The sequence below is a fragment of the Exiguobacterium sp. s123 genome (assembly GCF_018617075.1).
Lineage (GTDB): Bacteria > Bacillota > Bacilli > Exiguobacteriales > Exiguobacteriaceae > Exiguobacterium > Exiguobacterium profundum.
The window spans coordinates 63,005-83,693 of record NZ_JACSJL010000002.1 but is presented as its reverse complement, the minus strand read 5'-3'; the positions used below and the strand labels follow the sequence as shown (position 1 = coordinate 83,693).

The 20,689-nt window shown below is 47.4% G+C and carries 20 protein-coding genes; 8 read left to right on the top strand and 12 right to left on the bottom strand.

Features of this window, described 5'->3' with window-relative positions:
- Positions 1–21: 21 nt before the first annotated feature.
- Positions 22–894 (bottom strand): NAD(P)-dependent oxidoreductase, encoded by an 873-nt coding sequence (locus KNO72_RS04275; protein ID WP_047795249.1) that lies wholly within the window; start codon positions 892–894, stop codon positions 22–24.
- Positions 891–2,621 (bottom strand): ABC transporter ATP-binding protein, encoded by a 1,731-nt coding sequence (locus KNO72_RS04270; protein WP_078147010.1) that lies wholly within the window; start codon positions 2,619–2,621, stop codon positions 891–893. Before KNO72_RS04270 ends, KNO72_RS04275 begins: the two co-directional genes overlap by 4 nt.
- 107 nt (positions 2,622–2,728) lie before the next feature.
- Here KNO72_RS04270 and KNO72_RS04265 point away from each other — a divergent pair, with 107 nt between their 5' ends.
- From KNO72_RS04265 to KNO72_RS04245, 5 genes are all read left to right on the top strand, one after another.
- Entirely contained in the window at positions 2,729–3,832 is a 1,104-nt protein-coding gene (locus KNO72_RS04265; protein WP_078147009.1) for an exonuclease SbcCD subunit D, read from the top strand.
- Positions 3,832–6,840, top strand: coding sequence for an AAA family ATPase (locus KNO72_RS04260; protein WP_078147008.1), 3,009 nt, complete (start codon positions 3,832–3,834; stop codon positions 6,838–6,840). Before KNO72_RS04265 ends, KNO72_RS04260 begins: the two co-directional genes overlap by 1 nt.
- Positions 6,840–7,628, top strand: coding sequence for an AAC(3) family N-acetyltransferase (locus KNO72_RS04255; protein ID WP_047795253.1), 789 nt, complete (start codon positions 6,840–6,842; stop codon positions 7,626–7,628). Before KNO72_RS04260 ends, KNO72_RS04255 begins: the two co-directional genes overlap by 1 nt.
- Positions 7,629–7,656: 28 nt before the next feature.
- On the top strand, positions 7,657–8,544 hold the full coding sequence (locus tag KNO72_RS04250; protein ID WP_214757340.1) for an alpha/beta hydrolase: 888 nt from the start codon (positions 7,657–7,659) through the stop codon (positions 8,542–8,544).
- 69 nt (positions 8,545–8,613) lie between these two features.
- Positions 8,614–9,462 carry a sulfite exporter TauE/SafE family protein gene (locus tag KNO72_RS04245; RefSeq protein ID WP_214757338.1) on the top strand — a complete coding sequence of 283 codons (849 nt, stop codon included), beginning with the start codon at positions 8,614–8,616 and terminating at the stop codon, positions 9,460–9,462.
- A 21-nt stretch (positions 9,463–9,483) separates the two neighbouring features.
- Here KNO72_RS04245 and KNO72_RS04240 read toward each other — a convergent pair whose 3' ends face one another.
- From KNO72_RS04240 to KNO72_RS04230, 3 genes are all read right to left on the bottom strand, one after another.
- Positions 9,484–9,681 (bottom strand): hypothetical protein, encoded by a 198-nt coding sequence (locus KNO72_RS04240; protein WP_012726425.1) that lies wholly within the window; start codon positions 9,679–9,681, stop codon positions 9,484–9,486.
- 63 nt (positions 9,682–9,744) lie between these two features.
- On the bottom strand, positions 9,745–10,275 hold the full coding sequence (locus tag KNO72_RS04235) for a biotin transporter BioY (RefSeq protein WP_159562384.1): 531 nt from the start codon (positions 10,273–10,275) through the stop codon (positions 9,745–9,747).
- A gap of 73 nt (positions 10,276–10,348) precedes the next feature.
- The gene (locus KNO72_RS04230) at positions 10,349–11,281 is read right to left on the bottom strand and encodes a DUF5692 family protein (RefSeq protein WP_214757336.1); all 933 of its coding nucleotides are present in this window, start codon (positions 11,279–11,281) and stop codon (positions 10,349–10,351) included.
- Between KNO72_RS04230 and KNO72_RS04225 the strand changes: the two genes are divergently transcribed.
- Positions 11,282–11,476, top strand: a complete 195-nt coding sequence (locus tag KNO72_RS04225; RefSeq protein WP_251028272.1) for a hypothetical protein — start codon at positions 11,282–11,284, stop codon at positions 11,474–11,476. It abuts the gene before it with no gap.
- Positions 11,477–11,515: 39 nt separating this feature from the next.
- Here the strand turns inward: KNO72_RS04225 and argH are convergent, their stop codons facing one another.
- The 5 genes from argH to KNO72_RS04200 all read right to left on the bottom strand — a co-directional run bounded on the left by argH (position 11,516) and on the right by KNO72_RS04200 (position 17,656).
- The gene (gene argH / locus KNO72_RS04220; protein WP_214757334.1) at positions 11,516–12,904 is read right to left on the bottom strand and encodes an argininosuccinate lyase; all 1,389 of its coding nucleotides are present in this window, start codon (positions 12,902–12,904) and stop codon (positions 11,516–11,518) included.
- Positions 12,897–14,111, bottom strand: coding sequence for an argininosuccinate synthase (locus tag KNO72_RS04215; protein WP_214684873.1), 1,215 nt, complete (start codon positions 14,109–14,111; stop codon positions 12,897–12,899). The genes argH and KNO72_RS04215 overlap by 8 nt, the downstream gene beginning before the upstream one ends.
- 124 nt (positions 14,112–14,235) lie before the next feature.
- Complete coding sequence (locus tag KNO72_RS04210) at positions 14,236–15,378, bottom strand: CapA family protein (RefSeq protein WP_214684129.1); 1,143 nt, start codon at positions 15,376–15,378, stop codon at positions 14,236–14,238.
- A 113-nt stretch (positions 15,379–15,491) separates the two neighbouring features.
- Complete coding sequence (putP, locus tag KNO72_RS04205; protein ID WP_214686873.1) at positions 15,492–16,979, bottom strand: sodium/proline symporter PutP; 1,488 nt, start codon at positions 16,977–16,979, stop codon at positions 15,492–15,494.
- A 119-nt stretch (positions 16,980–17,098) separates the two neighbouring features.
- On the bottom strand, positions 17,099–17,656 hold the full coding sequence (locus tag KNO72_RS04200; protein WP_214684131.1) for a DNA-3-methyladenine glycosylase I: 558 nt from the start codon (positions 17,654–17,656) through the stop codon (positions 17,099–17,101).
- 90 nt (positions 17,657–17,746) lie between these two features.
- Here KNO72_RS04200 and KNO72_RS04195 point away from each other — a divergent pair, with 90 nt between their 5' ends.
- Complete coding sequence (locus KNO72_RS04195; protein ID WP_031423550.1) at positions 17,747–18,364, top strand: DedA family protein; 618 nt, start codon at positions 17,747–17,749, stop codon at positions 18,362–18,364.
- 39 nt (positions 18,365–18,403) lie between these two features.
- Here the strand turns inward: KNO72_RS04195 and KNO72_RS04190 are convergent, their stop codons facing one another.
- A complete protein-coding gene (locus tag KNO72_RS04190; protein ID WP_214684133.1) occupies positions 18,404–19,573 on the bottom strand; it encodes a cation:proton antiporter in 1,170 nt (389 codons plus the stop codon).
- A 25-nt stretch (positions 19,574–19,598) separates the two neighbouring features.
- On the bottom strand, positions 19,599–20,024 hold the full coding sequence (locus KNO72_RS04185) for a GNAT family N-acetyltransferase (protein ID WP_047795266.1): 426 nt from the start codon (positions 20,022–20,024) through the stop codon (positions 19,599–19,601).
- A 115-nt stretch (positions 20,025–20,139) separates the two neighbouring features.
- Between KNO72_RS04185 and KNO72_RS04180 the strand changes: the two genes are divergently transcribed.
- Positions 20,140–20,685 carry a glycerol-3-phosphate responsive antiterminator gene (locus tag KNO72_RS04180; protein WP_214757332.1) on the top strand — a complete coding sequence of 182 codons (546 nt, stop codon included), beginning with the start codon at positions 20,140–20,142 and terminating at the stop codon, positions 20,683–20,685.
- Positions 20,686–20,689: the final 4 nt, after the last annotated feature.

The window sequence follows — 20,689 nt, the reverse complement described above, 5'->3', positions numbered from 1 at the left end:
TAATTCCACAAACGTCCGGTTTCAAACGTCTTGATGGAGATAATACTCGATCAGTGCTTGTGTGCCATTTTCTCCGTACCCGTTCTCTTCCAGAATCGAATACAGGCGATGTGCGAGCTCAAGACCTGGTAATGTCACTTGTAGCTCGTGTGCACTCTCGATGGCAAGGGTCATGTCTTTGATAAAGTGTTTGATGAAGAAGCCAGGGGCATAATCTTCCACAATCATGCGTGGAACCAAGTTTTCAAGTGTCCAGCTACCGGCTGCCCCGCCACGAATCGTACGAACGAGCGCCTCTGGGTCAATTCCAGCTCGTTTACTGAACGCTAGCATTTCGGCATTCCCCATCATGATGCCGGCAATGGCGATTTGATTGGCAAGTTTCGCATATTGACCGCTCCCTGCGTACCCCATTCGTTCAATCGATTGTCCCATCGCTTCAAATAAAGGCTTCGCTTTATTGAATGCGAATTCACCCCCACCGACTAAAATCGACAGCGTTCCATTTTTGGCTCCGACATCGCCACCTGTTACTGGTGCGTCAAGTGGGAGGAGACTCCGCTCAATGGCAGTCTCGGCAATTCGTTCAGCCAGTTTCGGTGAGGACGTCGTCATGTCAATCAATAATGTACCTGGTTCTGCCGAATCAAGAATGTTCCCTTCGCCAAAATAGATGGATTCGACATCGGACGGATAGCCGACGATGGTGATGACGGCATCGGCATCTCGGCAAACGTCCTGTACCGAATCACACCATGTCACACCTTCCTCTAACAATGCAGCTGCCTTCTCTTTCGTCCGTGTGTATGCTTGCACTTCAAATCCGTGTTTCATCAAATTACGTACCATCGATTGGCCCATGACCCCGAGCCCGATAAATCCGATTGTTTTCATGTCGCTTGTCCCCCTAATAATTGTTGTGAAACGAGTCGCTGATATAGTGCGTTCTCTGTTAAAAGTTGCTCGTGTTTCCCGATTCCGCTGATTTGTCCGTCTTCTAAGACGACAATCTGGTCGGCATGTCTGACAGTCGAGAGCCGGTGGGCAATCACAAGCGTCGTTCGTCCGACCATCAGGCGGTCTAACGCTTCTTGGACCACACGTTCTGATTCGGAATCTAGACTTGATGTTGCCTCGTCGAGCAATAGAATCTGTGGATTTCGTAACAACGCACGCGCGATAGCAAGTCGTTGCCGCTGCCCGCCAGACAAACGGATGCCTCGCTCACCAATCTCCGTATCGAGCTGTTCTGGCATCGTTTCAATGAACGACCATGCGTTGGCCATTTCACAGGCCTCTTTGATTTCATCATCGCTCGCTTCATGTCGAAGTCCGTACACAATGTTTGTCCGTACAGATCCTGAGAGGACGGGGGAATCTTGAGCGACATATCCGATGACTTGACGCCAAGTGTCACGCCCGTATGTTTGAATCTCTCGATTTCCATATCGAATCGTTCCTGCCGTCGGTAAATAGAACTGTTCGACAAGTGAGAAAAGTGTCGTTTTCCCGGCACCACTCCGTCCGACGATGGCGGTTGTCGCCCCCGGTGACACTTGAAGTGTCAATCCTTGGATGACGGGTTCAGTGCCATAATGGAAAGCAACGTCTTCGAATGAGAGTGCTGTCTGATGAATCGTTTCTTCATGTGTGCTGTATGGTTCGGGACTGACTTCGAGCAATTCAGCAATCCGTTCCGTAGCTCCACGCGCCTTTTGAAGTCTCGTCAAGAATTCACTCATCGTGATGAGGGGCGTGATGATTTGGAAGAGATAGAGCATGAAGGCGAGTAGTTCGCCCGTTGATAAAGCTCCGGTCGAGACGCGATATGCGCCGAACCCGAGGATGGCAATCAACATCCCGGTCAAGGTCACATTGAGAAGGGGAATAAGGATTGCTTGAATTCGTCCTTCCTTCACCCCGTAATCGAACAGTGTCTCGATTTTTGCTTTGCCGGTTTTCACTTCCATCTGTTCCGTCGCTTGTGATTTGACGAGGCGGATTTCACCGAGCAGTTCTGCGAAGAAGCCGGAAAGATTTCCGAGTTCTTGTTGTGTCTCTTTTGCGATAATCCGAAGCTTCCGTCCGAGCGGTATGACAATGATGAGTGTGGTCGGAACAGAGAACAAGATGACGAGTGTCATTTGCCAATCGAGTGTGAACAAGATGGCGACGGCGCCGATGACCGAGACGAGGGAGGTCAACAACCTGACACTTTGTTCGGATAACAACTGTTGAAGCGTCGTCGTATCATTGTTCAACCGAGACACCAGTTCCCCCGACTTGATGCCGTCATAGAATGGAATCGGCAGTTTGACGAGATGGTCCCACAAGGTCGTGCGTAAATTGGCAACGACCCGTTGCCCGACGATATGTAACCAATAAATCGAAACGGCACTCGTGATGACTTGAATCAAAAATGCGATGACGAAATAGATGATCCATTCTGGTGTCAATAAGTCGCTGCTCCACCGGTCGACCACACGTTGCAAGATGAGCGGAATGGCCAGTGAGGCGACGGCTTGAAGGAGAGAGATGAGAATGGCTCCGACAAATAGCCTTTTCGGAGGATTCGCGATTTTGAATAATTGAAAAAAAGTTTGCCATGTTGATGGTTTCATGTTGGAAGTCCTCCTCTCCTCTTACTTTCGCTGTTTCAAAAACGGGTGTCAAGACGTCGAATCATTCGAAGGACTCATGCTAGAATAGGAAAGAGAGGTGATACGTGATGAAATGGATTCACACGGCCGATTGGCATCTAGGAAAGATTGTCCACGGTCGACATATGACAGAAGATCAACGGAATATTTTGTTCCATTCATTTTTACAAATCGTAGATGAAGAGCGACCCGATGCGGTCATCATCGCAGGGGATTTATATGACCGTGCCGTCCCTCCCGTCGATGCGGTCGATTTACTCGATGAGATGTGGCGAGAGCTCGTCTTGAACCGTGGAATCCCGGTCGTTGCCATCGCCGGAAACCATGATTCGGCAGAACGTCTCGAATATAGTTCGAAGTTATTGAGACAAGTGGGTCTTCACATCGTTGGGAAACTCGACCCGACATCTGGTCCCCTCGATGTCGCAGGGATCCCATTTTATCCGATTCCATTCCTTGAGCCGGCTCGCGTACGGCATATTCTCGGTATCGACTCGATTCGAACGCATCACGATGCACTGGAGGCAGTCATTGAAGCATACGGTACAATCGAAAAAGATGCGGTTACAATCGGTCACAGTTTTGTCGCGGGAGGACTGGAGACGGATTCAGAACGTCAACTATCTGTTGGCACTGCAGGACAGGTCGCAAAAGGGTTATATGAGCCTTTTTCGTATACGGCATTAGGTCATCTACATAATCGTGATGCGATTCAATCAGAAAGAATTGCATATAGTGGGTCGCTCATGAAATATTCGTTTTCCGAGGTCAATCATGAAAAATCCGTCGATGTTCTGGAATGGAACGGTCAATGGACACGTCGTCGCCGTGCCTTGACACCAGAGCGGGATATGCGACAACTCACCGGAACATTGAACGAACTCCTTGCCCCAACTTATTATCAGCAACAAAAGACAGATGACTACCTTAAAATTGTATTGACCGATGATACGGCGCTTCATGATCCGATGGCGAAACTTCGGACTGTCTATCCGAATATTCTTCATCTTGAATTGGAACTGTTACGTCGCCAGGAGCAGACATCCACGTTTGAACGCGAGACGCTCGAAAGACAGTCAGTAGAAGAGGTATATCTCCAATTTTTTGAGGCCGTACATGATCGCACTGCCTCAGATGCCGTGAAGCAAATGATAGAAGAAGGTGATGTCTAATGAGACCGGTTGAATTGATGATTCAAGCTTTTGGACCGTATGCAGAACGTGAAACGATTGACTTCACCCAGTTGGTTGGTCGCTCGATGTTTGTCGTAAGCGGTCGGACGGGCGCCGGGAAGACGACCATTTTTGATGCGATGACGTTCGCCCTTTATGGTCGGGCGAGTGGGTCGCTTCGAAATGCTAGTGACTTCAGAAGCCAGTATGCACAACCTGAGTTGAAGACGGAAGTAGATTTTTCGTTCACGATTCGAGGTGACCGCTATCGGATCGTAAGACAGCCGCAACAACCTCATCCGAAAAATAAGACGCCAATTCCGCACGAGGCCATCCTCTATGAATGGGAGGACGGTTGGAAGCCGCTGGCGACGAAGGTGAACGAGATACAAGAACGAATCGAATCGATTTTACAATTATCGTATGAACAGTTCAGTCAAATCTTGTTGCTCCCTCAAAACCAATTTAGACAATTACTCGACTCGAACTCGAATGAAAAACAACAAATCCTCCAATCCATTTTCAAAACTGAGGCATATCGTACGTTCCAGGAAAAGTGGGGTGAACGCTATAGCGCGTATCGAAAACAAGTGGAATGGGCGGTCGAGCGGACACGACTCAAGTTATTAGAGCTCGAAGATGAAGCAATCGAAGAGGTGTCGACCCAGTCCATCGAGGAGATTCAACGTTGGCTCGATGAGCGTGAAGAACATCTGATTGCAACGTGTGAAACGGCCTTAGCCCAGAAACAAACGTATGCGACAGCACTTGAAGAGGCAAGAGATGCACTTGAGAAAGCAAAAGCGCTCATCACCCTATTCAAGGAACGAGAAGAGACCGATCGAGCACTTGCAATCTTTTTAAACGGGGAATCGATTCGAAACGAGACACGTGAACTGCTAACAAATTTAGAGGTCGCAGCCAACATTCGTCCAGTCTTTGAACGGTTACAGGAACTAGAGCAACTCGTGCGTCGGTTGTCGATTGAACAACAGACCTCCTCGACAAAATTAGAGCACTTGCAATCCACCCAATCGAAGTTAGTGGAGCGACAACCAACGATTGAAACGGACAAAGAAGAAGTGATCTCTCGTAAAGAGCGACTAAGGATTGTCGATGAGATGATGCCAAGAATCAAGGAGCGCGCCACACTCGTGACCCTTCGTGACCGATTGATGAATCGTGCAAAAGAATTGGCCATGTTTTCAAAAGAATCTCGGTTACAAGAACTTCAAGAAAGAGAACGGCGATTGGTCGACAGCATAAAGTCTGAACCTAGCGAACGAGCAGTCGACGCCGAGCGTCACGTCGACCGATTGGTGCATCTGGCCTCTCTTGAAACAAAGGCACGTGAGTTATCGAAACAACTCGACGAATGTGAACGAACGGGCAAAGACGTTCAACGACAGTACGTGACCCAACAAGAAGTGGTCACCACGTTTACACAGCAAGAACAATTAATACTAGCGAAACAACTGAGCGAGACGCTTGTAGACGGTGAGCCATGCCCGGTATGCGGTTCTCGTCATCATGATATCCCACAACACGAAGAAACCGTTACGAACATCGCGGAGCGGGATGCGGCCGTGGCACGTCTTGATGATTTGTCCACACGCTTAATCGAAGCGCGGGCGGATTATCGTTCGCTTCATCAACAACTTGAAGCAGTCCGACAAGAACTAGATCAAGCTTCCAAAGACATTCAATTCAATGGCGATGTCACAGAAGAACTCAATAAGTGGCGAACACGTGCAGAGCTATTGCAGCGGGAAGAACGAATGCATCAAGAGAACGAACGGACACTTCGCCAACTGTCAGCAGAAATCCGACAGTTAGAGCAAGAGCAACGTCAACAGTTCGAAGAGCGGGAGCGTGTCGTATCCGAACTTGAAATGACGCAACAAAGTCTGTACGCACTCGGTCAAAGTGAAGAAACGACATTCGATGCGTTGCAGCGCGAGCGAGCCGACCTTGAGCACCGCATCTCGATGTTGATGAAACAAGTCGAAGCGTACGACCTTGAGTTTGAGACGGTGAAAAAAGCACTTTGGAAAGAGGAAGAACGACTGTCATTGATCCGTGAACAGTTGACTGAAGCATCGAAGCAGTATGATGCCCAGCAGACCATTTGGGTCAATCAGCTAGAAGCATCACATCTGACGCGTGAACGCTATGAATCATACGCCAATCAAATCGACAAACGGACAATGATTCGTGAACAGTTGCAACGTGAGGAGGAAGAAGGTGTTCGACTCCGACACCATAAACAGATGATTGAAGAAAAACTGAAGAATCAGGAGCGACCAGACCTGCATGAGATGGAGATGAAAGTGAAGGAAGTGGCTGAATGCAGTGAGCAGGCGTCGAAACAGCTGATCACAGCCCAAGATGCCTTGTCTCGACATAGACACGTCATCTCGGAATGGAATACCCTTCGCGAACAGACGGCGCAAGAAGAGCAGAAATTAGAGACAATCAAATTGATTGCGGATACGGGGAAGGGAATCAACCCACAGAAAATGACGTTTGAGACATATGTTCAAACCGCCTTTTTTGATCAGATCCTTCATGCGGCCAACATTCATTTGGATCAGATGACGAGCGGTCAGTTCCGGCTTGAGCGGAAAGTCGAGACGGCGAAAGGGAATGCCAAATCTGGTCTTGAGCTTCTCGTCTTTGATGCCTATACCGGACAATCGCGTCGTGTACAAAATTTATCTGGCGGTGAAGGGTTTAAGGCGTCGTTGTCACTCGCTCTTGGACTTGCGGAGGTGGTCCAACAGCTGAGTGGGGGCATCAGTCTTGAAACGATGCTCATCGATGAAGGATTCGGTACGCTCGATGCCGAATCTCTAGACCAGGCGATTGAATTATTGATGTCTTTACAGGCGACCGGTCGGCTCGTCGGCGTCATCAGTCATGTCCAAGAATTGAAAGACCGTGTCGATGCACGGATTGAAGTGAAAAAATCTAGAAGCGGGTCGTCGATCCAGCTGATTGTGGAGTGATGGTTGTGAAAAAGATGGTGACGAAGTCGAGTCTCATCGAAAAGTTAAAAGAAGCCGGCGTTCGCTCGGGAGAGGCGTTGTTTGTCCATTCGTCGCTCTCAAAACTCGGTTGGGTATGTGGAGGGGCGCAGACCGTCATTGAAGCGATTCAGGAAGTGGTCGGTCCATCTGGGTTGATCATGATGGCGACCCAGACCGGAGACAATTCAGACCCAGCTGAATGGGAAGCGCCACCTGTCCCCGTGGAATGGTGGCAGACGATTCGCGCGGAGATGCCTCCGTACGAAGCTGATAAAACAGCGACACGTGGCATGGGACGTGTGCCGGAACTGTTCCGAAGCTATCCGCACGTATATCGTAGTTCCCATCCGATGTGGTCTGTTGCCGCCTGGGGCGATGGGGCTGAAGCCATCGTGTCCGGTCATACCATCGATGTCGGGTTCGGTCCAGGTTCACCTATCGAGCGAATGATTGAGCGAAACGCACGAATCCTTCACCTTGGGTCTCCGCTCGATGCGACGACACTCTGGCATTATGCCGAGTACGGAATTGATGGCCCGACCAAATCATTCGGTTGTGCCGTTATAGAACGAGGGGAGCGAAAGTGGCGTACATTTGAACATGTCGATGTGAACAGCGATCCGTTTGGCGCAATCGGCGAGAACATCGTCAAACAAAAGGATGTGCGAACATTTTCTATCCATGAAGCGACATGTTATCTCATTCCGTCTAGCACATGGGAACCAGTCCAACATGCGCTCATCGCGCTTCGTAGCTGGTTGAGATAGAGTAAATAGAATCGAGGGGAAGTTACGGATGAATCGTTGGATGAAACTATTGAGTATTGCGATACTCATCATTTTACTCGTTGCCGGTTTGGCTATCGGAGGAATCTCGGCTCATATTGGGGACCAGTTGACGTCACCGGAGCGGGAAACATTGACATACACCCCGAAATCACTTGGTTTGAAGTACGAGAATGTGACAATCGAATCGGAGGAAGGATATGACTTATACGGATGGTGGATTCCTCATCCTACGCCGCGTGCGACCATCGTCTTTGCCCACGGATATGGGAAGAACCGTGAACAGGAAGATTTACCGTTGAAAGAGTTGATTCCAGAATTTCATGAACAAGGATACCAATTTTTAACGTTCGATTTTCGCGGTTCAGGGATATCAGAGGGTGACCGAGTCACGGTCGGCGCTAAAGAACAATCCGATTTAAAAGCGGCCATCCAATATGCGAAAGGTCGTTCAGAAGGACCAGTTGTCTTGTACGGAATTTCAATGGGAGCGGCGACAGCACTCTCTACAGCTGATGATGTCGAAGTTGCTGCAGTCATCGCCGACAGTCCGTTTAGTGATTTACGAAATTATCTCGAGACAAATCTTCCGGTATGGAGTGACTTGCCGAACGTTCCGTTCACGCCCGTCATCATGACTGTGACCCCTTGGTTCACCGGTCTCGATGCCGATGTGGTATCTCCTATTCAGGATATCAAGTCGATTGAGGCTCCTATCTTATTGATCCACAGTAAAGACGATGATGCGATTCCTGTTTCTGAAAGTAAAAAATTGGCTGAAGCACAAGAACGCGTCGAACTTTGGGTGACTGATAACGAAGGTCATGTCGGATCGTACCAGTCATTCCAGAATGAATATCGTCAACAAATATTCGAGTTTCTAGAACGGTCATTGTAAGCAAAGGGGCGCATTCGACGCCCCTTTTTGATATGATTGCAGACGAGACCAATGAAAGAAGGGTACAACATGGACGTTTTACAAGTATTACAGTTTCTCCTTTTAGGAACGTTAATCGGAATCTTGAGTGGATTCTTTGGAATTGGTGGTGGAATCTTACTGACACCACTTCTCCTTGTCTTCGGGTATGAAGCGAGTGCGGCGATTGCCCTTAGCCTGATGTTGACGCTCGGATCAACGACGGCAGGAACGATCTCGCATATCCGTTTGCGTAACGTGAACGTGTCACACGCCTTATGGATCGGTTTGTTCGGGATTGTCGGGACCTGGATTGCCACACCGCTTGTCTTTTATTTAGAAGGAGTCGATGGGGCGACACTCATCATCTCACTCGTCTATATCGCATTACTCACATATTTTGCGGTTTCTTTCTTTCGTTCGAAACAGCATGTAGAAGGAAGCGTCGGAACGGACTCTGTACCACGCCTTGGGTTCATCGGTGTGTTCGCGGGGTTCATCTCCTCGTTGATGGGAGTAAGCGGTGGATTCGTCTTGACTCCTCTTCAAGTCAAGTTGTTGAACACAGAGATGAAGCGAGCGGTCGGAACGAGTATTACGGCAGCACTTCTCATCGTCTTATCGGGTGTCATCAGTTACGCGGTGGCGGGTGCTGAAACGAATTATCTGCACGGTCTTGCTCTGATTGCGGGTGCCATGATCGGATCGCCCTTTGGGGCGAAACAGCTACAACGTTTCAGCTCGCAGCACGTCAAAAAAGCGCTAGGTGGATTTTATATCACGGTCGCCATCAGTGTAGGGTTGAATTTGATCGGGTGGAATACGGCATCACTTGCACTTCTCGTCACATTAGCGCTTCTGTTCATCGTCACCCTTCTCATTCGACCACGCAAAAAATAAACCCCGTCTTCGGACGGGGTTTTAACGTCTAGCAATATGGTCAATGTTTTCTTGAATCTCGCCAACTTTCGCTTTAGCCTCACGGAGTCTTCGCTCAAACGCATCTGTGTCACGTTTCTCATGAGACGACTTATCGATTCCTTGACGCTGCCCTTTGTCAGAGCGTTGGTAAAAGTGGGTCGCTTTCTGTAAGCGTTTTTTAAACGTCGAGTCGCTCATCGGGACACCCCCTTTCATACTACAGTTATTCCACAGATGGAAACGGGTGAAACGTTCGAACCTTTACGAAGCGAGGGAACGACGGACTTGAACGTTCTGAGAAATTTTCACGGCTAATATGGCAGCAAGTACTGCTTTCAAAGCGTCACCAAAGAAGAATGGAATATTTACTTTGAGCGCATCAATGAACGACATACCGAGAACGATCTCGAGTCCCATACTTCCGAGTAAGTAGACGAGCCCTAGACCGAATAAAAAGTTATAGCCAATCAATGCAGGGATGGAGCGATAGCGTTCACTGAACCAGCCTATGAAGAGTGCTGCAATCGGAAAGGCGATTAAATATCCGACAGTTGGTCCTACAAACGGTGCGAGACCTCCTTGACCACTCAGTACTGGAAGTCCAATCAAGCCGAGCAAGAGATACACGATAACTGCCAAAAATCCTTTCCTTGCACCGAATACACCGGCGATGGTCATGATGGCGAGTGTTTGAAGGGTAATTGGAACGGGTCCAATCGGTATTTCGATGAAACCAATACTTGCGATGAGTGCCGCGCCGAAGGCGATTTGAGTCATATCTTGAATCTTCATATGTAAACCCCTTTTCAGTTAACGTTAACAATATAAAAGTTAACATGTTGAAAAGGGGTTGGCAAGAATTATTTCAAGACAGCCCATTTTGACTCAAAGCTGTCTGATATGCCTTCGTTTCAACATAAAGTTCATCCTTGAGTGGATGAAGATGTCGTTGACGGATCCGATAAAATTGATAGGATACAAGTGCCACGTTGAATAAGAGGGAGAGCAGACTGACGATAAAGAAAGCTCTCGGGTCATGTGTCGACGGTACGAGAGCTAATCGGTCGGCGAACGCCGGAACTGTCATGACAAACATAATCCATAAAGCCAACGTGTGGGCACGATGTTGCAACCAAGCTCCTTTTTTAATAAAGAAAGAAGGAATGGTACACGAAAGGAGCAGAATCAATCCCGCATAAAACGAGTGGTCAGAGATACAATTATAAACGTAAGCAAAATTCCATAAATCATAGGCGATGATCCATGGCCAAATTATGTCGGGCCATACCATATCTTTTGATTGATCTTTCGAAATATTGATTCCAACCCATCCGCAGATGGCGATGGTGTTCAATAATCCGGCAAAACCGTTCATTAGATTCCAAGGTCCGGACATGACCCAAAGGTGATCGATACAAGCGCCATCGGGAACGTTAAAGAAGTATACTTGAAAGTCTCGAATACAAGCTTCTAAAATGTTCAGTGCCAAAATCCCCGGTGGAAAGAATAAGACCCATTTCTTTCGTAATAGCGAGGGCCGATATCGAATAATCATGAAACCGAGACAGCCGGCGAGAGCAGAATATGTTTTCACCCAATTAAACCAAGTACCCGTTCCATATTCGTTTCCTGGTGCTGCGGTTGTCGGCCAAACATATAGGGTCAGTATAGTCGGGACTATCAAGAATAACGTTATTCCTCCCCATTTAGTCGTGCGACTGAATTCATTGAAAGCCATCAAGCTAAACAAGACAAATAACCCAATTCCCCATCCCAAATCGAACAAATTCTGATTCATTTGTACGGATTAGAAAACACTCGTCTAAACAATGCGTTCAGTTCATGGTTGATTGGGGCAGTCGACGGGGTCGTCTTACAATATCTACTAGACGTCAATGAAAATTCTATCGATGAGATGATGGAGGTGTTCGATCTTCTACTTGAGAAAGGACTTCCTTCTTTCGTAGAACGTTTGAATGAACAGGATAAGTAAAAAGACCCGTCACAGATTAACGTGACGGGTACGTGACGATTAAGAATAGGTCATCGTGCTCATGCATACTGAGGCTTCTTTCAATTGTTCACGGACGGCATCGAATCCAGTGCCACCGTAACTGTTTCGACGTGCGACTGCCTGTTCAGGGGTCAAGGCATGATACACATCCTCTTGAATCAATTCAGAGTACGTTTGGAACACCGTGATTGGAAGCTCGCGTAAATACAATCGCTCATCCACGCAATATTTGACGAGTTTACCCGTCACTTCGTGAGCTTCACGGAACGGTACTCCTTTTGCCGTCAAATAATCAGCGAGTTCTGTAGCGTTAGAAAAATCACGCTCGGTCGCTTGTTTCATGACGTCAGGATGGAACGTCAATTCATTCATCATCCCCGCCATGATACTGAGTGAGCCTTGAACGGTCTTGACCGTGTCAAACATTCCTTCTTTATCTTCCTGTAAATCTTTGTTGTAAGCGAGCGGAAGTCCTTTCATGAGCGTCAACAAGCCCATCAAGTTTCCAATCACTCGACCCGACTTTCCACGGACGAGTTCGGCCATGTCAGGGTTTTTCTTTTGTGGCATCATGCTCGAACCGGTAGAGAACGTATCGGACACTGTAATGAAGCGATACTCTTCGCTTGCCCAAAGAATCAATTCTTCACAGAAGCGGGAGAGGTGCATCATAAGCATTGATGCATTTGAAAGAAACTCGAGTATGAAGTCACGATCGCTAACGGCATCGAGGCTGTTCGGGTAAACCCGATTGAATCCAAGTAATTCAGCTGAACGGGAACGGTCGATCGGAAACGTTGTCCCTGCTAAGGCTCCTGCGCCAAGAGGGGACCAATCAATCCGTTTCAAGCTGTCCGTAAACCGCTCCTTGTCCCGCTCCAGCATCCAGAAATAGGCGAGCAAATGATGGGCCAGTGAAATCGGTTGTGCACGCTGGAGGTGCGTGTAGCCAGGCATGATCGTCTCTACGTTTTCTGAAGCATGTGCATGCAATTCATGTTGAAGCGATTCAATCAATTGAATCACTTCTTTCACACGTTCTTTCAAGTAAAGATGCATGTCCGTCGCGACTTGATCGTTTCGACTACGTGCCGTATGCATCTTCCCTGCGACCGGTCCAATCGCTTCATGAAGCAGAGCTTCTAAGTTCATATGAATATCTTCGTGATACACCTCGAATTTTAATTCATCCGCGAGTGCTTTTTGCTTAAGTTGTTGTAATCCATCAAGGATTTGAGTGACTTCTTCTTTTAAGAGGATGCCTTGGTCACCTAACATCGTCACGTGTGCCATGCTACCCTCTAAATCCTCAAGGACGAGTTGAGCGTCAAATTCAATCGATGCACCGAATGCATCGACCCAATCGCTCGCCGTCTTCTCGAAACGGCCTCCCCATAATTTACTCATTGACGAACGCTCCCTTTTCCATCAACACCTCTGATTGAACTTTTGTTGGCAAACCCCACAACTTGATGAATCCGACAGCTGCTTGCTGATCGAACGTATCTGCTGACGTATAGGTCGCAAGTTCCTCATCATAAAGCGAGATTGGCGACTTCCGTCCGTCGACGATGGCTTGTCCTTTAAACAGTTTCATGCGAACCGTTCCTGTGACGGTCGCTTGTGTCTCATCGATAAAGGCAAGAAGTGCTTTTGTGAGCGGTGAATACCAAAGTCCGTTGTAGATCGTTTCCGTCAATTTTTGTTCGACAATCGGTTTGAAATGCGCCACTTCACGAACGAGTGTCAAGGCTTCAAGAGCTTTATGTGCAGTGATTAATGTCATGGCGCCAGGTGCCTCATACACCTCACGTGATTTGATACCGACGACCCGGTTCTCGATGTGGTCAATCTTCCCGACGCCGTGGGCACCCGCGACGATATTGAGCTCTTTTAAGATATCGGTGAACGATTGGCTCTTCCCGTCAATAGCGACCGGCACTCCGTTCTTGAATTCAATCTCAAGATAAGTCGGTTCATGCGGTGTGTCCTCAAGTGCTGCTGTTAACTCATATGCGCTTGCCGGAGGTGCTGCCCAAGGATCTTCTAAGATGCCGCATTCGATGGCGCGTCCCCAGATGTTCTGATCGATTGAGAATGGCTCTTCTTGAACGATTGGAATCGGAATTTGATGTTTTGCCGCATACGCGATTTCTTCCTCACGTGACCATTTCCATTCCCGAACCGGTGCGACGATTTCGAGTGAAGGATCGAGTGCATGAATGGACACTTCAAAACGCACTTGGTCATTTCCTTTCCCGGTACATCCATGAGCCACAGCGACGGCACCTTCGGCCTGTGCGACCTCGACCAATTTTTTCGAGATGAGGGGGCGTGATAGTGCCGAAACGAGTGGATATACGCCTTCATATAATGTATGGGCCTGCATCGAATAGCGAGCGAACTCGTTGACGAACTCGTCGATCGCATCGATGACGATTGATTTTTTCGCTCCAACTTTCATCGCTTTTTGTTGAATCTTTTCTAAGTCTTTCCCTTCCCCGACGTTCAAACAGACGGCGATGACATCATAACCTTGTTCGTCCAACCATTTAATCGCAACCGATGTGTCAAGACCACCTGAGTAAGCCAATACGAGTTTCTGTTTCAAAATATGAACACCCCTTATGAATAATTATTAATATTTGTTTATAAATATACAATTCAGTGTAAGGGATAAGATGTCGTGTGGCAACACTTTTTTGAAAATAAAAAGACCACGAGTGATTTCGTGGTCGTCATTGTTCGATTTTGAGTTGGGGTAACCATTGCGACATATGGTCGCTAACAGGGATAAGAAGTTCAGGACGAGCAGCCTTTAACGGGACGACCTCATAATGTCCGTCAGATGATTTTTGCGTAAAGGTTGGATAGAACATCGGATTTTTCAATTCAATAGTCGATTGGTCATCTTCGGTTGTCTTGACCACATCAATCCCGATGATGCCGCCCGTGTTTCGTTCATCTCCTTGTTGTCCGGAAAGGAAATTACCGAGCGAGTAGATGACAAATGTTTGATTGCCATGAACTCCTTCTAGCATGGTCGGGGGTTGCAGCACGTGAGGGTGGTGACCGATGATGATGTCGACTCCGAGGTCTGCTAACGATTGGGCGAGCTCAGTTTGACTCTCATTCGGTAACGGCTCGTATTCCGTACCGAAATGGAGGGAGACGACCGTCATGTCAGTCGACTGTTCCGCCTTCTCAATCTCTGGTTGCATCTGTGCGAGGTCGATATAGTTCACATGATAGGGTTCTTTCGGTACGACTCCATTCGTCCCATACGTGTATGCGAGGAAGGAAAAAGAAATATCGTTGGCCGTCAACGTACGAATATTCGCCTTGTCCTCAGCAGATAGGAAGGAGCCTGTATAAGGCATTCCGATTGCGTTCCAATGGTCGATCGAACTTTCAATGGCTCGGACGCCACGGTCGAGCGTATGATTATTCGCTGTCGTGACCAAATCGATTCCTGCCCGTTGTAAGGCATCTCCAATTTCAAAAGGACTGTTAAATGCCGGGTAGCTCGAAAGCCCGATCTCACTCCCGCCAATCATGCTCTCTTGGTTGGCGATTGATAAATCGGCGCGACTCAATATTGGAGAGATCTGTTCGAATGCAGTATCAAATTCATACCCTTCATCAGTACGAGCTGCGTTGTATACCGAATCATGTAGAAGGATGTCGCCGATTGCATAGAGGGAGGCCGTCGTGACAATCGGTTCCGGTTCGGCAGGCGGCATTTCTTCAGGTACCTCGACAATCGGTTCTTCGACTTCTTCTGGTATTTCTTGATTCGTTGCCGGAGTCGTACCACAAGCAATTAATAAAACAAAGCTAGACAGGAAGGTAAGACGAGAGACGATCTTGATTGGTTTCATCCCGATTCTCCTTTTCACGACAGATTCGTACGATAACCCTAAAATTCGTCGATAATTAAGAAAAATCCTGCCTAAATAAATAAAGACAGGTCGTTTTTGACCTGTCATGAGAATTATTTGATATGTTCTTTGACCATGTCTTGCATTTGGTCAAACTCACGTTGAATGACCTCATTTGGTGGCGGTGTCACCAAACTCACGATATAGATGGCAAGTGCCGACAGGAAGAATGCTGGAATCATTTCATACAATGTCCCAAACGTTCCGAAAAGATAAGCGGCATAGTTCTTCCATAGAATGACGACAAAGGCTCCAGTCAACATTCCAGCAAGCGCGCCTTGACGCGTCGTTCGTTTCCAAAACAGACTGAACAAGATGAGCGGACCAAATGATGAACCAAACCCTGCCCAAGCATAACCGACAAGGTTTAAGATGGTGTCGTCTGCATCGAGTGCAAGAATGATTGAAATGACGGATACGAGAATGACCGTAATCCGACCAACCATGACAAGTTCACGGTCACCCGCCTCCTTACGGAAGAACTTCTGATAAAAGTCTGTCGTCGCGGCACTCGACGAGACGAGCAATTGAGAGGAGATGGTCGACATGATGGCGGCAAGAAGAGCAGCCAACAATACACCAGTCACCAAATCCGGGAATAATAAGTCAGATAGGTTGATAAAGACGTTCTCCGGATTATCGATTGTGAGGTCTTGTTGTGTGTAATAGGCGAGACCGAACAACCCGGTCGCCATCGCCCCGACAACGGTGAAGACCATCCATGAGATCCCGATTCGACGTGCCGTCTTAATGTCCTCGAGCTTTTCGATTGCCATAAAACGGACGATGATGTGTGGCTGACCGAAATAGCCAAGTCCCCACGCAAATAGCGAAATGATTCCGATGAGTGATTGTCCTGTCCAGGGGTCAAGTAATGCTTCATCAATATTTCGTACCGTGTCTAAAGCGTTTGACACCCCATCAGTTGCCATAATGGCGATGGCAGGTACAAAAATAAGGGCGAACAGCATGATCAATCCTTGAACAAAATCTGTCCAGCTGACTGCTAGAAATCCACCGATGAATGTGTACAGAATAATGATAGAAGCGAGAATGATCACTCCCGTTACAAATTCAATGTCGAAGACGGCATTGAATAGGCGACCGCCGGCAACGAATCCACTTGTCGCATACAGTGTGAAAAAGATTAACGTGACAGCAGCTGAAAATGAACGCAACACGCCTTTTGTGTCTTTAAAGCGTTTCTCAAAGAAGTCTGGAATTGTGATCGCATCATCCGATATGTATGAATAAATGCGTAATCTCGGTGCGACCAATAACCAGTTCAAATAGGCGCCGATTGTCAACCCGATGACAATCCAACCGCTTGAAATCCCTGACGCATACATGGCACCAGGCAATCCCATTAAGAGCCATCCACTCATGTCTGATGCACCGGCAGATAAAGCGGCGACCCCGGGACCAAGTGCCCGACCACCTAACATATAATCTCCGATACTGCTTGTTCTCCGATACGCGATGATCCCAAGCAAGACCATCAGTGCCATGTACACGACAATGGACACTAAAATTCCGTTCATCAACATCCCCCCGAAAAATAAAAAAATGAAAACGCTTTCGGTGATAAAGTATCACTTTGTCAAAATATTGTCACAACAAGTGGGGAAATGTAAAGATATTTTTGAGAGCTGGTCTTAAGTTATCGGAACGTGCAAGAGGTGAGGTGGTCATTGACAAGACCCGTCGCTTGTAGATGAGCATAAACCGTTGTCGGTCCTAAAAACTTAAAGCCGCGTCGTTTCAGATCTTTACTCAATCGTTCAGAAAGTTCCGTCGTCGCAGGAACATCTTCAAGACGATTCCATGCATTCAGGATTGGTGCATCGTTGACGAATGACCAGATGTACGAATCAAATGAGCCAAACTCATCCTGTAGTTTGATGAACTGCTTCGCATTATTGATCGACGCCTCGATTTTTCGTCGATTTCGCACGATCCCGCTATCGGCGAGGAGTCTCTCCACATCCTCATCCGTAAAGCTGGCAACTCGATGCACCTCAAAGTCGGCATAAGCCAACCGATAATTTTCACGTTTTCTCAAGATGGTGATCCAACTGAGTCCTGCTTGCGCACTCTCGAGTGTCAGACATTCAAAGTGCTTCTGGTCATCGTGAACGGGCTTTCCCCATTCCTCGTCATGGTAACGGACGTAAAGTGGATCCGTCCCGCACCAAGGACACCGTACTGTTTCTTCCATTTCAATCAGCTCCTTTCTTTGAGTGTAGCATGTCCTTACGATTATATAGCGAAATGGACGGGTATAGTGGGGGAGAATGGAGGAAGAGACATGAGTGACTGGATGATTTCTGTGATTGAACAGTACGGCTACATAGGGATTGCATTCATGATTTTTATTGAAAATGTGTTTCCACCGATCCCTTCTGAAGTCGTCTTACTCTTTGGTGGTTTTTTTGCTGTAAAGACGAACTTGTCCATCACGCTCGTCATCGTGGCATCGACAGTCGGAGCTATATTAGGAGCGGTGCTATTATACGGCCTCGGACTATTGTTTGATGTCGAGCAGATCGAAAAATGGACGAAAAAATATGGGAAGTGGTTACGACTGGACCTGAATGACGTAAAGAAAGCGGATGCCTGGTTCGACCGGTACGGGGGCTGGATGGTCTTCTTTGGACGTTTGATGCCGGTCGTTCGAAGCCTGATCTCGATTCCTGCAGGGATGTCAAACATGCCATTCGTGAAATTTCTACTGCTCAGTACGGCTGGAACAGCCTTATGGAATACCATTCTCATCCTCATCGGGATGAAAGTCGGAGAGAACTGGCAAGATATCCTCTCATACCTCGATGCCTATTCTTATGCAATCTATGGGCTACTGTTCATCGGCGTCATCATCTATATTGTATGGCGTAAAAAACGGCACAACAAACTAGCGAAAGACTAACGCACAAAACAGGCGGACCCAGCGTATGGGTCCGCCAATTCATTCTTCTTTTTTCTTGTCAGGTAAGACTTTCGTGAGGGTTTTCTCCGTTTTTTCTGCCAAGTACTCTGAGAAACGGAACAGAATGATTCCGACAATGGCTGACACGAAAATATAGAGACCGACAAACAAGTTGATGGCCCCGTTCGAAAGGGCGGTGAATAAAATAGAGAACTCCCCTCGTGGCGCGAGTGAAAACCCGGCTTCATTCGCCTGAACACGCGTCAAGCCATAGATTCTGCCCCCGACGCGTCCGACAATCCATTTGGATAATACTCCCCACACAATCAAGACGAAGAAGAGTGCATTTACGATGACGCCTTTCTCGAGGTTGATCGAGATACCGAACGAGATGAAAAAGATCGGCAAGAATAAATCTCGGACGGGTACGGTCAAACGCTTCAGCGGTCTCACATCGTGGAAATCTGCGAGCATGATCCCGGCGATGAATGCCCCTAAAATCTCAGATAATCCAAACACCATGCCGATTCCTGCGAAAAAGAGAATGAGTCCAATCAGACCGATGCTCGCGTCATCTTGTCGCAGTAAGTGCTTCGAAAATTTTTGTTGCTTGGATACGAAGCTCGAACCGATGAACAAGAGTACGCCAAATATAAGAAATCCTGCGAACACTTTTCCGATATCGGACATCGCAACCGGTTCTTCTTGGATGATGAAAGGGGCGACCGTCAAGAGGAGTGGGGCAAAAATATCCTCAAAGATCAGTAATGCGAGCACAAACTCTTTAATATCTTCATGTTTTTCGGAATGCCGCTCAAGCAGCTTCGCAGAGATGGAGGAGCTCGTCGCATATAAGACGGCCCCGATTAAAAAGGCGCGAGGGAAGTCGAGACCAAATGCTAATGCAATCCCGAACGATACCCCGAATGACAGAATGATATCGAGTATTCCCGCCTTCCATACTTTTCGCATGCGCTTCCAAAGTTCACGTAGTGGAAACTTTAGACCGAGTAGGAAAAACAAAAGAATGATTCCAATCTCTCCCGCGACTTTAAAGACTTCATTCCCATCCCAGAAAAAACCGACCCCGACCCCGATTGCGATAAACGCTAAAATACTCGGGAAAAATAATCGTTCAATCAGGAGACTGAGGACAGAGATGAGGGTGAGCGCCAATCCGAGCAACACGATGATATTTAATCCATCCATACGTCATCTCCTCTCATGACGCCAATTAGCTTTCTCTTTGATTCCATTGATACTCCATTCCGACGGATTCAGGTCGTGAGTAATCAAAACCGAACTGTCGATACAACCCATCGGCTGGAATGTCTGCGATTAAACTAATGATGGCCGTTTCATCCGCTTCTTGTAAGATCCAGTCCATCAAATGCTCCATGATTAATTTTCCGAGTCCAAGACCCTGGCACTCCGGGTCTACGACGATATCTACTAAATGGAATACCATTCCGCCGTCACCGACGACACGTCCCATTCCGACAATCTCATCATCTAAGTATAAACAAATCCCAAAAAGCGTATTTTGAAGTCCTTTCACCGTGCCTCGATCAGAACGTCGTGGCATCCCCGCCTTCACGCGTAACGCTTGGTGTTGTTCTGGAGTCGGTGTTTCGACTTTTACAGTCACTTCATTGACCATACTCAAATCCCCCTCTGCACAAGTTGATTTTATTTTCCCGATATATTGAATGAGTAAACCTTGATTTTAAAAATACGCTATCTGCATAATGAGAAAGAGACAGGGGGAATAGTTGATGATCAATGGTCAATCCATCTTACCGGCGATACGGGACATGCGGGATTTAGAGCGGTTTTTATCGAGTGATTTCGAATTAGGGGTGTTACTAGAGATTCATATGAGCCGATTGGACTCCATCTCCAAATTATTGAGGAAGCATGATAAAAAAGTGTTCATCCATATGGATTTGATACAAGGTATGAAGGCCGACGAGTATGCGACGGAGTATGTCTGTCAGACGTTAAAACCGTTCGGCATCATCTCGACAAAAGGAAACGTCATCGTCAAGGCAAAGCAAAATGATGTGGTCACTGTGCAGCGTTTATTTTTAATTGATTCCACCTCATTAGAGAAAAGTATCAAACACATTGAACGTTCAAAACCAGACTATATTGAAGTACTGCCAGGCATTGTGCCGAAGTATATTCAACGTGTGAAGGAGAAGACGGGGATACCCGTTTTCGCAGGTGGGCTGATTGAAACAAAGGAGGAAGTCCAGGCGGCACTTGATGCGGGAGCGAGTGTGATCACGACTTCGAATCGAAAACTATGGTCCTACTAATCGA